The following is a 14,994-nucleotide window of genomic DNA, read 5'->3' on the forward strand; positions in this document are numbered from 1 at the left end:
AAGCCTGGTGCCAATCTGTGTGGTAGCCCATCATGGACGGCGTTCACAGCGCGCGGGTCCGCCGGTTGCCCGGCGCGGAAGAAGGAGTTTGTGGTGATCTCGAAGGTCCTGGTTGCCAATCGCGGTGAGATCGCGATTCGGGCATTCCGCGCTGCATACGAATTGAGCATCCAGACCGTCGCGGTCTACCCGTATGAGGACCGCAACTCGGTGCACCGGCTCAAGGCCGACGAGTCCTACCAGATCGGCGAACAGGGCCACCCGGTTCGGGCCTACCTGAACCCGGAACAGATCGTGGCGACCGCCAAGGCCGCCGGAGCCGACGCCGTCTACCCCGGCTACGGCTTCCTGTCCGAGAACCCCGAGCTGGCCGCCCGCTGCGCCGCGGCCGGCATCACCTTCGTCGGCCCCACCGCCGAGGTACTGGAACTGACCGGCAACAAGGCCCGCGCCATCGCGGCCGCGCGGACCGCGGGACTGCCGGTGCTGGACTCGTCGGAGCCGTCGTCGTCGGTGCCGGAGCTGCTGGCGGCCGCAGAGAACATGCAGTTCCCGCTGTTCGTCAAGGCGGTCGCCGGCGGCGGTGGCCGCGGCATGCGCCGGGTCGCCGAACGCGGCGATCTGGCCGAGGCGATCGAGGCGGCCTCCCGGGAAGCCGACGCTGCCTTCGGTGATCCGGCGGTGTTCCTCGAGCAGGCCGTCGTCAACCCGCGGCACATCGAGGTGCAGATCCTGGCCGACAACCACGGCAACGTGATCCACCTCTACGAGCGCGACTGTAGCGTGCAGCGTCGGCACCAGAAGGTCATCGAGTTGGCACCCGCGCCCAACCTGGATCCCGAACTGCGGGACCAGATCTGCTCGGACGCCGTCGCCTTCGCGCGGCAGATCGGATACACCTGCGCCGGCACCGTGGAGTTCCTGCTCGACGAGCGAGGCAATCACGTGTTCATCGAGATGAACCCCCGGATCCAGGTCGAGCACACCGTCACCGAGGAGATCACCGACGTCGACCTGGTCTCCGCACAGCTTCGGATCGCTTCCGGTGAATCCCTGGAAGACCTTGGCCTGCGCCAGGATTCGATCGTCCCGCACGGTGCCGCGCTGCAGTGCCGGATCACCACCGAAGACCCGGCGAACGGTTTCCGGCCGGACACCGGACGGATCAGCGCCTATCGCACGCCCGGCGGCGCCGGCATCCGACTCGACGGTGGCACTCACCTGGGTGCCGAGGTCAGCGCGCACTTCGATTCGATGCTGGTCAAATTGACTTGCCGGGGACGCGATTTCGCGACCGCGGTGCGCCGGGCCCGGCGAGCGGTCGCGGAGTTCCGAATCCGTGGTGTCTCGACGAACATCCCGTTCCTGCAAGCTGTGCTCGACGATCCGGACTTCCTGGCCGGCCGGGTCACCACCAGCTTCATCGACGAACGCCCGCAACTGCTGACCGCGCGCAGCAGCGCTGACCGTGGCACCAAGATCTTGAACTACCTGGCCGATGTGACGGTCAATCAGCCGCACGGCCCGCGACCGTCGACGGCCTACCCGCACGACAAGTTGCCGGCGATCGATCTGAAGGCGCCGCCGCCGGCCGGCTCCAAGCAGAAGCTGGTCGAACTGGGTCCGGAGGGATTCGCCCGCTGGATGCGGGACTCCAAAGCGCTGCTGATCACCGAGACCACGTTCCGCGATGCCCATCAGTCGTTGTTGGCCACCAGGATTCGCACCAACGGCTTGATGATGGTGGCCCCCTACATCGCGCGGATGACCCCGCAGCTGCTGTCGATGGAGTGCTGGGGCGGTGCGACTTACGATGTGGCGCTTCGGTTCTTGAAGGAAGACCCGTGGGAGCGGCTGGCGTCGCTGCGCGAAGCGTTGCCGAACATCTGCCTGCAGATGCTGCTGCGGGGCCGAAACACGGTGGGTTACACGCCGTATCCGGAGCTGGTCACGCACGCGTTCGTCGCGGAGGCTACCGCTACCGGGGTGGACATCTTCCGGATCTTCGACGCGTTGAACAACGTCGATTCGATGCGGCCGGCCATCGATGCCGTGCGGGAAACCGGCACTGCGGTAGCCGAAGTCGCGATGTCCTACACCGGAGACCTGTCCGATCCGAACGAGAAGCTGTACACGCTGGACTACTACCTGCGGCTGGCCGAGCAGATCGTCGAGGCCGGTGCGCACGTGCTGGCGATCAAGGACATGGCCGGCTTGCTGCGGGTGCCTGCGGCCCAGACCCTGGTCGCGGCGCTCAAGGAGCGCTTCGACCTGCCGGTGCACGTGCACACCCATGACACCCCGGGCGGTCAGCTGGCCACCTATGTGGCCGCTTGGCACGCCGGCGCCGACGCAGTCGACGGTGCCGCCGCTCCACTGGCCGGTACCACCAGTCAGCCGGCGTTGAGCTCGATCGTGGCGGCCTCCGGGCACACCGAATACGACAGCGGGCTCTCCTTGGATGCGGTCTGCGAACTGGAGCCGTACTGGGAGGGGTTGCGAAAGGTCTACGCGCCGTTCGAATCCGGACTGCCCGCGCCGACCGGTCGGGTGTACACCCATGAGATTCCCGGTGGGCAGTTGTCGAACCTGCGGCAGCAGGCCATCGCGCTCGGCCTGGGTGACCAGTTCGAACAGATCGAAGCCAACTACGCAGCAGCCGACCGGGTGCTGGGCCGGCTGGTCAAGGTGACCCCGTCGAGCAAGGTGGTGGGCGATCTGGCGCTGGCGTTGGTGGGTGCCGGTATCAATGCCGACGAGTTCGCTGCCGACCCGGCTCGCTACGACATCCCGGACTCGGTGATCGGATTCCTGCGTGGCGAACTCGGTGATCCACCCGGTGGCTGGCCAGAACCGTTGCGCACCAAGGCTCTCGAAGGTCGCGGCCCGGCCAAACCCGTCGAGGAACTCTCCGACGAGGACCAAGCCCTGCTGGCCAACCCGGGACCCAAACGTCAGGCCACGCTGAACCGGCTGCTGTTCCCCGCTCCGACCCGCGAGTTCGAAGCGCATCGCGAGGAATATGGCGACACCACCAGTTTGTCGGCCAACCAGTTCTTCTACGGTCTGCGTCGAGGCGAGGAGCACCGGGTCAAGCTGGAGAAGGGCGTCGAGTTGCTGATCGGCCTGGAGGCCGTCTCCGAGCCCGACGAGCGCGGCATGCGCACCGTGATGTGCATCATCAACGGACAGTTGCGTCCGGTGTTGGTCCGGGATCGCAGCATCGCGGCCGACGTCCCGACCGCCGAGAAGGCCGACCGGGCCAATCCGGACCATGTGGCGGCGCCGTTCGCCGGTGTGGTGACCGTTTCGGTGGACACCGGCGACGAAGTCGAGGCCGGTCAGACCATTGCGACCATCGAAGCGATGAAGATGGAGGCCGCGATCACGGCGCCCAAGGCCGGCACCGTGGCGCGCACCGCCGTCTCGGCCACCGCGCAGGTCGAAGGCGGTGACCTGTTGGTGGTGATCAGCTGACCCGGATCATCGCCGGAGCCGCACGGGGACGGCGAATTTCGGTGCCGCAGCAGCGTTCCGGATCCGGGACCCGACCGACCACCGACCGGGTACGCGAATCATTGTTCAACGTGCTGACGGCGCGGCTGGACTTTGACGGCTGCGCGGTGCTGGATCTGTACGCCGGGTCGGGTGCGCTGGGGCTGGAAGCGCTGTCGCGTGGCGCTGCTTCGGCGCTGTTCGTCGAGGCCGACGCCCGGGCTGCAGCGGTGATCGACAAGAACATCAAGGCGGTGGGGCTGGGTGGCGCTTCGGTGCACCGTGGCACCGTGGCCTCCGTGCTTTCCGGTCCCGCACCGTCGGCGTTTGATCTGGTGTTCGCCGACCCGCCGTACGAGGTCGAGGCGGCGGAGCTCGAAGGCGTATTGCAGTTGCTGACCGAAAATGCTTGGGCCGCAAGGGGAGCGGTGGCAGTCCTGGAACGAGCCGCGGCCGGCCCGGCGGTTCGCTGGCCAGATGGCTGGGAGGTGCTGCGGGAACGGCGCTATGGCGATACCCGGTTGGAGATGGCCGAACTCCTCGGCTGAGCTGATGCGTCAGGCTGGTGCCCGCGCTGGACAGTTGCGGGCATCTGAACTGAATACGCGATCGCGTGAGTGAGCCGTCCCGCTGGTCTGCACGCGCGCACGGTTGAGTGAGGCAACGAATCACCCAGGCGCGCACTTGCCGTGAGGCAACCGGCTCCTGGAGTCCGCCGGCGGCGGCCCTCGCCCGCCGGCGGAGCTCCCGGCTCGCCGGCGGAGTTCCCGGCTCGTCAACCCCTTTTTACCTGCGCGAATCCTGTTCGCTGGTGGGGTTATGCACAGTTCGTGTTTCATCCCCAGATCGGGGTTCGGATTGTCACGCGTGTCCGACGCCGAACCTAGAATCGAAAGTATGTTCGAACTCCTGGATCGGGACGCGTTACGGCAATCTGATGACGCCGCGCTGATCACCGCGATCGAGGACACCACCCGCTTCGAGGCCGCCGCCGCAGCCGCCCGCCTGCAAGCCATCGCCGAGTTCGCCGCCCGCCACCTCGACACCCCCGAGGACGACACCGCCCGGTGGGCCTGCGACGGCTTCGACTACACCGCCGCCCATGTGGCCGCGGCGATGAACCTCACCCACCGCCGCGCCGCCAACCAACTCCACTTGGCCCTCTCGCTCAAAGAGCGCCTACCCAAGACCGCCGAATTGCTGCGTCGGGGCGATATCAGTGCCCGCAGCGCTGCGACCATCTCCTATCGCACCCGCAACGTCACCGAGGACGCCATCGCGGCCGTGGATGCCGAGGTCGCCAAGGTCGGTGAGCAGTTCGGCCGGCTCTCCGACGGTGCGGTCGACAATGCCATCGACACCATCATCACCGCCCACGATCCCGACGCCGCCGAGCTCTACGAGCGCGCTGAACTGCGCCGTGACATCAAGTTCGGCAAACCCCACGATGAGACCGGCCTGACCTCCATCTACGGGGCGCTGCTGGGTCCGCACGCCCAACTGCTCGGCGACCGCATCACCGCGCTGACCAAGACCGTGTGCCGCGACGACCCGCGCACCGCCGGGCAGTTGCGCTCCGATGCGCTGGGAGCGATCGCCGCCAAAGCCGACCACCTGACCTGCCAATGCGCAAACCCGGACTGCGCCAAAACCCGCCCCGACCCGGTCGCCGCCGAAGCGGTGGTGATCCACATCCTGGCCCAAGCCGCCGCGATCACCCAAGCCGAACAACACAACACCGACCGCGCCCAGCACCTGGCTGGCCAACGCGACTGGCGCGACACCACCCACACCACCATGGCCGACACCGCCCACGCCCAGACACCAGCCCAGACACCAGCCCGAGCAGCCGAGGCCGCCGAGCCTGCCGAACCGGCTGTCGAACCCGATGCCGGCATCCGCGATCGGAGCGACTCGACCCGAACACCGCCCCGCTACCCGAACCTCGCTGCACCCCCACCGCAGGACCCACTGCCACCGGAGCCGCCGCCGGACGACGATGGAGACGATGGAGGCGCGCCCCCACCACCACCAGAACCACCACCGCCACCGCCGCCACCGCCGCCGCGGCCGGCGATTGCCCTGGGCGGCGCGATCATCCCGCCGGCACTGCTGGCCGCGCTGCTACGCGCCGGGGCCACGATCAAAGAGCTACGCACCCCCGATGAGGAACCCGAACCGCGGTATCGGCCGTCGCGCAAACTGGCCCGCTACATCCGGATGCGCGACCTGACCTGCCGCTTCCCCGGCTGCACCGCCAAAGCCTGCGACATCGACCACGCCACCCCGTATCCGGGCGGGCCCACCCACCCCGCCAACCTGCGCCAACTATGCCGAAAACACCACCTATTGCGCACCTTCTGGACCGACTGGACCGACCGGCAACTGCCCGACGGCACCATCATCTGGACCAGCCCCACCGGCCACCAATACCGAACGATTCCAGGCTGCCGCCTGCCGCTACCGGACTTCGACACCACCACACCGGCACCGACCAACTATCAACCACCGCCGACCACCCCCAGCCAGGGCGACCGCGGGCTCAGGATGCCCACCCGCCGACGCACCCGTGCCGCCGAAACCGCCCAACGCCGCAAAACCGAACGCGCCCACAACAACGCCACCCGCAAGAAATACCGAACACCACCGGCACCGCCACCACCACCGGACTACAAACCCACCAACCCCGAAGACCCAGCCTTCTAACCGGGCGGAGAACGAACATGCATCGACAAGCCAAGGCGCGAACTTTGCTCGGATGCGAATTGTGTTTGGGTAATAGGGGATTCCGCACCGGCCTGCCTGTGCCGGCGCGACCGCGGGGCCTTTCGATGACGACCTGCACACGTCCATGTCGCCGGCGGGCCGGAACTGCTACCGTCGTCAGCCATGAGTGGCGCCGTCTGCCCAGGTTCCTTCGATCCCGTGACGCTCGGCCACATCGACGTCTTCGAACGCGCAGCCGCGCAGTTCGACGAGGTGATCGTGGCCGTGCTGGTGAACCCCAACAAGAAGGGGACCTTCACGGCCGAGGAGCGCATCGAGTTGATCGAATCCGCCACCGGGCATCTGCCCAATCTGCGCGTAGAGGCGGGCCAGGGACTGGTGGTGGACTTCGTCAAGGCGCGCGGGTTCACTGCGATCGTCAAGGGGCTGCGTACCGGCACCGACTTCGAATACGAATTGCAGATGGCCCAGATGAACCGCCATGTCGCCGGCGTGGACACGTTCTTCGTGGCGACCGCCCCGCAGTACTCGTTCGTGTCCTCGTCGCTGGCCAAGGAGGTGGCCGGGCTCGGCGGTGACGTGTCCAAGTTGCTGCCGGACGTGGTCAACCAGCGACTGGCGGAGAAGTTGCGCGGCTGACTTGATCGCGACACACCGGGCCGGGCAACCGAGTCACAGAGGTAACACCAGGCACACTGGTAACAACGACTAGGCCTGGAGGGTGCATCGTGTACCGAGTCTTTGAAGCGCTCGACGAGTTGGGTGCGATTGTCGAGGAGGCGCGTGGCGTCCCGATGACCGCGGGTTGCGTAGTGCCCCGCGGTGACGTGCTGGAACTGATCGACGACATCAAGGACGCCATCCCCGGCGAACTCGACGACGCCCAGGACGTGCTGGACGCCCGGGACGGCATGCTGCGCGACGCCAAGGCGCACGCCGACGGCATGGTGGCATCGGCCACCGCCGAGGCCGAATCCACGCTGGGGCATTCGCGCGCCGAGGCCGACCGGTTGCTCGCGGACGCGAAATCCCAGGCTGACCGGATGGTCGCCGAAGCCCGCGCGCACTGCGACCGGATGGTCACCGAAGCACGCGAGGAAGCCAGCCGGCTGTCCGCCAACGCCAAGCGGGAATACGAGACCGCGGTAAGTCGGGCCAAGGCCGAAGCCGACCGGCTGGTCGAGAACGGCAACATCTCCTATGAGAAGGCCGTGCAAGAAGGCATCAAGGAGCAGCAGCGACTGGTCTCGCAGACCGAGGTGGTCACGGCCGCCAACGCCGAGGCGACCCGCCTGGTCGACGCAGCACACGTCGAAGCCGACCGGCTGCGCGGTGAATGCGACATCTACGTCGACAACAAGCTCGCGGAATTCGAGGACTACCTCAACGGCACACTGCGCTCGGTCAATCGTGGCCGCCATCAGCTGCGCACCGCCGCCGGAACCCACGACTACGTGCAGCGCTGAGAGGTCTGCACTCGGGAACGCCCCGAGATCGTAGACTGGGGGAATGGGCAGGACCAATAGCGGAGCAGCGCACCGACATCCGACCTCTGCGCTGTCGCTGGATGTGTCCAGGCTGGGCCGTCGGCCCGGAACGATCCGAACCGTGACCGAAACCGTGCCGGCACCCGCCCGCATCGGTCTGGATCTGATCGCCATCCCGGAAGGCGCACCCATCGAGCTGGACATGCGGCTGGAGTCGGTGTCGGAAGGGGTGCTGGTCAGCGGCACCGCCACCGCGCCGCTGACGGGTGAATGTGCGCGCTGCCTTTCGCAGTTCGACGACGACATCACGCTTGATCTGACCGAACTGTTCGCGTATCCGGGCAGCATCACCGAAGCCACCGCCGAGGCCGACGAAGTAGGTCACGTCGTCGACGACCGGGTCGACATCGAACAAACCCTGGTCGACGCCGTCGGCCTGGCGTTGCCGCTCTCACCGTTGTGTTCGCCGGACTGCCCGGGACTGTGTCCGCAATGCGGTGTCGCGCTGGCAACCGCCGGGCCCGAGCACTCCCACGAGCTGATCGACCCACGCTGGGCCAAGCTGGCAGAGCTGAAACTTCCCGAGAAGCCCGAGGATTCGCGGTGAGTGAAGGTCGTCAACGGTTACTCGAAGAGTTGGGGGTAGAGCTTGCCGACGATCTGCTCACCCTTGCGCTGACCCACCGCAGCTACGCCTACGAACACGGCGGGCTGCCCACCAACGAACGGCTGGAGTTTCTCGGCGACGCGGTGCTCGGGCTGACCATCACCGACGAGCTGTTCCACCGCTACCCGGAACGTTCCGAAGGTGACCTGGCCAAGCTGCGCGCCAGCGTGGTCAACACCCAGGCGTTGGCCGGCGTCGCCCGCGGGCTAGCCGGCGGGCTGGGCGCTTGTCTGCTGCTCGGCCGCGGCGAGGTCAACACCGGCGGCGCCGACAAGGCGAGCATCCTGGCCGATGGGATGGAGTCGCTGCTGGGAGCGGTGTACTTGCAGCACGGCATCGAGGTGGCGCGCGAGGTGATCCTGCGGTTGTTCGGGCCGCTGCTCGACACCGCGGTCACGCTGGGCGCCGGCCTGGATTGGAAGACCAGTCTGCAGGAATTGACCGCCGCCCGCGGTCTGGGGCCGCCACACTACCACGTCACCTCGACCGGACCCGACCACGACAAGCAGTTCACCGCAACCGTGGTCGTCACCGACATCGAGTACGGCTCCGGGGTCGGACGGTCCAAGAAGGAGGCCGAGCAGAAGGCCGCCTCGACCGCCTGGATGGCGCTGGACCAGCAAGACTGATGCCCGAACTGCCCGAGGTCGAGGTGGTTCGGCGTGGTCTGGCCGAGCACGTGGTCGGCCGCACCATCACCGCGGTGCGCGTGCACCACCCCCGCGCGGTGCGTCGGCACATCGGGGGAGCGACTGATCTGACCGGCCGGCTGCTCGACGCGCACGTCACCGGCACCGGTCGGCGCGGCAAGTTCCTCTGGCTGCTGCTCGATGGCGGCGACCAAGCCCTCGTCGTGCACCTCGGGATGAGCGGGCAGATGCTGATCGGCCCGGTGGCGCGCGAAGAGCACGTCCGCATCAGCGCACTGCTCGACGACGGCACCGCGCTCAGTTTCGTCGACCAACGCACCTTCGGCGGCTGGATGCTGACCGAACTCACCGAGGCCGACGACCACTCCGGCCAGTTGGTGCCATCCCCGGTCGCGCATATCGCGCGGGATCCCCTGGACCCGCTGTTCGACCGCGATGCAGTGGTAAAACTGTTGCGGCGCAAGCATTCTGAGATCAAGCGTCAACTACTGGATCAGACCGTGGTCTCCGGGATCGGCAACATCTACGCCGACGAGGCGCTGTGGCGGGCCAAGGTGCACGGGGCGCGACTGGCCGGCAAGCTGACCAAACCCAAACTGGCCGAACTGCTCGACGGTGCGGCCGACGTCATGCACGATGCGCTGGCCCAAGGTGGGACCTCGTTCGATTCGCTATATGTCAACGTCAACGGTGAATCCGGCTACTTCGAGCGGTCCCTGGACGCCTATGGCAGAGAAGGCGAACCGTGCCGGCGCTGCGGGGCGATCATGCGCCGGGAGAAGTTCATGAACCGATCGTCGTTCTACTGCCCGAAATGTCAACCCAGACCGCGTAGTTGATGACTCGCTATCAGCCACGGCCCCGGCCGAAGTTCCACCTCACCCCGCTGGTCGTGGTACTGGGTGCGATCACGTTAGTGCTGCTGATCGGGGCGTTGCTCGGGATCATCGGGGCTGTCCGCGGCGACGAGTTCGATGGCTTGTGGGTTTTCTTCGGGGTGCCGGCAGTGGCAGGCCCGTACGGGTTCGCCACTTTCCGGTCGGCTCTGGTCGGGCCGAGACCAAGTGGGCGTCTGCCGGACGGTGTGGCCGAGGCAGCCCTGGTGCAGGTGCGAAGTCGGTTCGGTCTGGTGTTCTGGCTGATGACCGCGGCGACGGTGCCGGCGGTCTGGCTGGTGGTCGCGGGGCTGCAGCGGCTGGCCGAGTTCACCCCGGAACAACGCCTCGACAAGCTCGAGGCCACCGGCCTCGCAGCGGTCGGTACGGCGATCCTGTTGATCGGTGTAGCGACGCTGCCGGCGCTGGCGCTGGGTGCGCTTCCGGTGCGGATCCTGCGTGCGCGCAACCGGGTGCACATGTACCTGACCGCGGATGGAATCGGCTGGCCACCAACCGATGACAATCCGGGCTTCCTGCTCTGGCGCGAGGTCCACCGGATCGTGCACTTTCCCAACGAGGTTTCCGGCGGGATCGCCTACACCCATGTCTGGCGGATCTTCTACCAGGGGGCTCGGCAGCCGCACATCATCAGGTACCCGGCCGGAGCGACACCGCGACCTCGCTCGATCGCCAAGCGGATGCGTGAATTAGCCTCAGACATCGATGTTTATCTGGGCTAGCGCACGATCGTCGGGAGAATGAGACAAATGACCGAACTGTGGGTCGAACGCACCGGCACCCGCCGCTACACCGGACGCAGCTCTCGGGGCGCGGAGGTGCTGGTGGGCTCCGAAGACGTCGACGGCGTCTTCACCCCCGGCGAGCTGATGAAGATCGCGTTGGCCGCCTGTAGCGGCATGGCCAGCGATCAGCCACTGGCGCGCCGGCTCGGCGACGACTACGCAGCCACGCTGACCGTGTCCGGTGCGGCCGACCGGGAGCTCGAAATCTATCTGCACCTGGACGAGACGCTGCGCATCGACCTGTCCGGTCTGACCGAGGCCGAGGCCGAGCGGGTGCGCACTGTGGTCGGGCGGGCGATCGACCAGGTCTGCACGGTGGGCCGGACGCTGAAGTCGGGCACCGAGGTCAGCTTTCAGATCGACGACGGACGCTCGTGATCCGGCTCACCGCGTGGGTGCACGGCCGCGTCCAGGGGGTGGGTTTCCGCTGGTGGACCCGCTCCCGGGCACTGGAGCTCGGGCTCACCGGTTACGCCAAGAACCAGCCCGACGGGCGGGTGCTGGTGGTGGCGCAGGGCCCCCGAGCGGCCTGCGAGAGCCTGCTGGACCTGCTGAACGGGCCGACGCCGCCGGGCCGAGTGGACAAAGTGGTGGCCGATTGGACCGACGATCCGGAGCCAATCGCCGGGTTCGTTGAGCGGTAGCCGAGCTCTCAGCCGGTACGCTGGCACGCCATGCACCTCAAGAGTCTGACGCTGAAGGGCTTCAAGTCCTTCGCTGCGCCGACGACTCTGCGGTTCGAACCGGGGATCACCTGCGTCGTCGGGCCCAACGGGTCGGGCAAATCCAACGTGGTGGACGCGCTGGCCTGGGTGATGGGCGAACAGGGCGCGAAAACCCTGCGCGGCGGCAAGATGGAAGACGTCATCTTCGCCGGCACGTCCTCGCGCGCGCCGCTGGGCCGCGCCGAGGTCACGCTGACCATCGACAACTCCGACAACGCGCTGCCGATCGAGTTCTCCGAGGTGTCGATCACCCGCCGGATGTTCCGGGACGGCGCCGGCGAGTACGAGATCAACGGCTCCAGCTGCCGCCTGATGGACATCCAAGAGTTGCTCAGCGACTCCGGCATCGGCCGCGAGATGCACGTCATCGTCGGGCAGGGCCGGCTCAGCCAGATCCTGGAGTCCCGCCCGGAGGACCGGCGTTCGTTCATCGAAGAGGCCGCCGGGGTGCTCAAGCACCGCAAACGCAAGGAAAAAGCCGTTCGCAAGCTGGACGCGATGGCGGCCAACCTGGCCCGGCTGACTGACCTGACCACCGAGCTGCGCCGCCAGCTCAAGCCGCTGGGCCGGCAGGCCGAGATGGCGCGTCGGGCAGCCACCATCCAGGCCGATCTGCGCGACGCGCGGCTGCGGTTGGCCGCCGACGACCTGGTCACCCGGCAGACCGAGTTCGCCGGCGTCGGTGGCACCGAGGCCGCGCTGCGCCGTGAGCACGACGAGGTAGCCAGCCGATTGGCCGTGGCCGCGGAGGAACTCGCGGCCCACGAGGCCGCCGTCGAAACCCTCAGCGAGCAGGCCGAACGCGCTCAGCAGACCTGGTTTTCGCTGTCCGCGCTGGCCGAACGGGTCAGCGCAACCGTGCGCATCGCCAGCGAGCGCGCCCAACATCTGGACGCCGAGCCGGTGAGCACCGGCGGACGCGATCCCGACGAACTCGACGCCGAAGCCGAGCAGGTGGCCGCGCTCGAAGAAGAGCTGCTGGGTGAGCTCGAGCAGGCCCGGATCCGGCTGGACGCCACCCGCGCCGAGCTGGGCGAGGCCGAGCGGGTGGCCGCCGACGCCGAGAAGGCGCACCTGGCCGCGGTGCGGGCCGAGGCCGACCGCCGAGAAGGGCTGGCCCGACTGGCCGGTCAGGTGGAGACCATGCGGGCCCGGGTGGAGTCGATCGACGAGCGGGTGAACCGACTCTCGGAGGGCATCGAGGACGCGGCGGCGCGCGCACAGCACGCGCAGGCCGAGTTCGAGACCGTGCAGAGCAAGGTCGGCGAGCTGGACCAGAGCGAGGTCGGCCTCGACGAACATCATGACCGCACCGTGGCCGCATTGCGGGTCGCCGACGAACGGGTGGCCGAACTGCAGGCCGCCGAGCGCGGCGCCGAACGTCTGGTCGCTTCGCTGCAGGCCCGCATCGATGCGTTGTCGGTCAGCCTGGACCGCAAGGACGGTGCCGCCTGGCTGGTCGAAAACCACGGCGAGACCGGACTTTTCGGTTCGGTCGCGACACTGCTCAAGGTTCGGCCAGGTCACGAGGTGGCGCTCGCCGCGGTGCTGGGTTCAGCCGCCGACGCGCTGGCCGCCGATGATCGCGACGCCGCCCGACGCGCAATCGAGGCGCTCAAGTCGGCCGACGGTGGGCGCGCGGCGATCGTGCTGGGGGACTGGCCGCAGCGACCGCGCCACAACGTTGCGTTGCCGGCCGGTGCGCAGTGGGCTTTGGACCTGGTCGACCCGGCGCCGCGGCTGCGCGGCGCGATCTCTGCGCTGCTGACCGACGTTGTGGTGGTTTCCGAGATCGGCGCGGCGCTGCAAGTGGTGGCGGCCGAGCCGACGCTGCGGGCGGTCACCGCCGACGGCGACCTGGTGGGCCCGGGCTGGATCCAGGGTGGCTCGGACCGCAAACCGTCCACGCTGGAGATCACCTCGGCGATCGAGGCCGCGCGCGCCGAGTTGGCCGCCGCCGAACAGCAGGGCGAGGAGCTGTCCGCTGCGCTCTCCGGCGCGCTGGCCGAGCAGACCGCGCGCCAGGACGCCGCCGAGCAGGCGTTGGCTGCGCTCAACGAGTCCGATGCCGCGATCTCGCAGATCTACGAGCAGTTGGGCCGGCTGGGCCAGGAAGCCCGGATCGCCAACGAGGAGTGGAAGCGTCAGCAGACCCAGCGCGACGAGCTCGAAGCCAGCCGTGAGCAAACCGTCGCCGAACTCGGTGAGCTCGAGGCCCGGTTGCACAACGCGCAGGCCGCCCCGAGCGTGGCGACCGAGGGGCCGGTGGACCGGGAGCGTTTCGCCGCTGCCGCCGAGGCTGCGCGCACCGCCGAGGTGGAGGCCCGGCTGGCCGTGCGCACCGCTGAGGAACGCGCCAATGCCGTTCGGGGACGGGCTGATTCACTGCGCCGAGCGGCTGCGGCCGAGCGCGAGGCGCGGTTGCGCGCGCAACGAGCTCGGGCCGCACGTGAGCATGCCGCGGCCGTCGCCGCTGCGGTGGCCGAGTCCGGCCGAGGGGTCGCCGAGCGGTTGGCCGCCGTCGTCGCGGTGGCTTCGAGCACCCGCGATCGGCTCGCCGAGCAACGTCGCCAGCAGAACACGGCGCTGACCGCAGCCCGGGAAGAGGTGGAGGGGCTCAACGCCCGGATCACCGCGCTGACCGATTCGCTGCACCGCGACGAGGTGGCCAAGGCGCAGGCCGCGATGCGCGTCGAGCAACTCGAACAGCAGGTGCTCGAGCAATTCGGCATGGCCCCGGCAGACCTGATCGCCGAGTACGGGCCGGAGGTGCCGTTGCCGCCCACCGAACTCGAGCTGGCCGAGTACGAGCAGGCCCGCGAGCGTGGTGAGCAGGTGACCGCACCGGCGCCGATGCCGTTCGACCGGCCCACCCAGGAACGGCGCGCCAAACGCGCCGAGCGGGAGCTGGGCGAATTGGGCCGGGTCAACCCGCTGGCGCTCGAGGAGTTCGCCGCGCTCGAGGAGCGCTACAACTTCCTGTCCACGCAGCTCGAGGACGTCAAGGCGGCGCGCAAGGATCTGCTCGACGTGGTCGAGGAAGTCGACGCGCGCATCCTGCAGGTGTTCACCGAGGCCTACAACGACGTGGAACGTGAGTTCAGTCAGGTGTTCTCCTCGCTGTTCCCGGGCGGTGAGGGCCGGCTGCTGCTGACCGATCCGTCGGACATGCTGACCACCGGCGTCGAGGTCGAGGCCCGACCACCGGGCAAGAAGGTCAAACGGCTCTCGCTGCTGTCCGGTGGGGAGAAGTCGCTGACCGCGGTGGCGATGCTGGTCGCGATCTTCCGGGCCCGGCCGTCACCGTTCTATGTGATGGACGAGGTGGAGGCCGCGCTCGACGACGTCAACCTGCGCCGGCTGATCGGATTGTTCGAGCAGCTGCGGGAGAAGTCGCAGTTGATCGTGATCACCCACCAGAAGCCGACCATGGAGATTGCCGACGCGCTCTACGGCGTCACCATGCAGGGCGACGGCATCACGCAGGTGATCTCGCAGCGGATGCGCGGGCAGGAGCTGGCCGGCACCGGCTGAGTCCAGGTCACACCGGCGCGGCTGGAAG

General features: G+C 68.2%; 12 protein-coding genes. All 12 read left to right on the forward strand.

What is annotated here, in order from left to right; all coding sequences use genetic code 11:
• Window positions 1-93 precede the first annotated feature (93 nt).
• The 12 genes from AC5Y3P_RS04915 to smc all read left to right on the forward strand — a co-directional run bounded on the left by AC5Y3P_RS04915 (window position 94) and on the right by smc (window position 14,966).
• On the forward strand, window positions 94-3,477 hold the full coding sequence (locus AC5Y3P_RS04915) for a pyruvate carboxylase (RefSeq protein WP_500044760.1): 3,384 nt from the start codon (window positions 94-96) through the stop codon (window positions 3,475-3,477).
• The gene (gene rsmD, locus AC5Y3P_RS04920) at window positions 3,474-4,043 is read left to right on the forward strand and encodes a 16S rRNA (guanine(966)-N(2))-methyltransferase RsmD (protein WP_500044797.1); all 570 of its coding nucleotides are present in this window, start codon (window positions 3,474-3,476) and stop codon (window positions 4,041-4,043) included. Before AC5Y3P_RS04915 ends, rsmD begins: the two co-directional genes overlap by 4 nt.
• Window positions 4,044-4,392: 349 nt before the next feature.
• The gene (locus tag AC5Y3P_RS04925; protein ID WP_500044761.1) at window positions 4,393-6,201 is read left to right on the forward strand and encodes an HNH endonuclease signature motif containing protein; all 1,809 of its coding nucleotides are present in this window, start codon (window positions 4,393-4,395) and stop codon (window positions 6,199-6,201) included.
• A 183-nt stretch (window positions 6,202-6,384) separates the two neighbouring features.
• Window positions 6,385-6,861 (forward strand): pantetheine-phosphate adenylyltransferase, encoded by a 477-nt coding sequence (gene coaD / locus AC5Y3P_RS04930; RefSeq protein WP_500044762.1) that lies wholly within the window; start codon window positions 6,385-6,387, stop codon window positions 6,859-6,861.
• A gap of 89 nt (window positions 6,862-6,950) precedes the next feature.
• Complete coding sequence (sepIVA, locus tag AC5Y3P_RS04935; protein ID WP_500044763.1) at window positions 6,951-7,688, forward strand: cell division protein SepIVA; 738 nt, start codon at window positions 6,951-6,953, stop codon at window positions 7,686-7,688.
• Between the two features lie 43 nt (window positions 7,689-7,731).
• Entirely contained in the window at window positions 7,732-8,316 is a 585-nt protein-coding gene (locus AC5Y3P_RS04940; RefSeq protein WP_500044764.1) for a YceD family protein, read from the forward strand.
• Entirely contained in the window at window positions 8,313-9,005 is a 693-nt protein-coding gene (gene rnc / locus AC5Y3P_RS04945) for a ribonuclease III (protein ID WP_500044765.1), read from the forward strand. Before AC5Y3P_RS04940 ends, rnc begins: the two co-directional genes overlap by 4 nt.
• Window positions 9,005-9,865, forward strand: a complete 861-nt coding sequence (gene mutM, locus AC5Y3P_RS04950) for a bifunctional DNA-formamidopyrimidine glycosylase/DNA-(apurinic or apyrimidinic site) lyase (protein WP_500044766.1) — start codon at window positions 9,005-9,007, stop codon at window positions 9,863-9,865. The genes rnc and mutM overlap by 1 nt, the downstream gene beginning before the upstream one ends.
• Window positions 9,865-10,644: a hypothetical protein gene (locus AC5Y3P_RS04955; protein WP_500044767.1), complete on the forward strand. Its 780-nt coding sequence runs from the start codon at window positions 9,865-9,867 to the stop codon at window positions 10,642-10,644. The genes mutM and AC5Y3P_RS04955 overlap by 1 nt, the downstream gene beginning before the upstream one ends.
• A 27-nt stretch (window positions 10,645-10,671) precedes the next feature.
• Entirely contained in the window at window positions 10,672-11,085 is a 414-nt protein-coding gene (locus AC5Y3P_RS04960; protein WP_500044768.1) for an OsmC family protein, read from the forward strand.
• Entirely contained in the window at window positions 11,082-11,351 is a 270-nt protein-coding gene (locus tag AC5Y3P_RS04965; RefSeq protein WP_500044769.1) for an acylphosphatase, read from the forward strand. Before AC5Y3P_RS04960 ends, AC5Y3P_RS04965 begins: the two co-directional genes overlap by 4 nt.
• Before the next feature lie 30 nt (window positions 11,352-11,381).
• Window positions 11,382-14,966 (forward strand): chromosome segregation protein SMC, encoded by a 3,585-nt coding sequence (smc, locus tag AC5Y3P_RS04970; RefSeq protein ID WP_500044770.1) that lies wholly within the window; start codon window positions 11,382-11,384, stop codon window positions 14,964-14,966.
• Window positions 14,967-14,994 lie beyond the last annotated feature (28 nt).

This window comes from Mycobacterium sp. NGS45 (assembly GCF_059812645.1).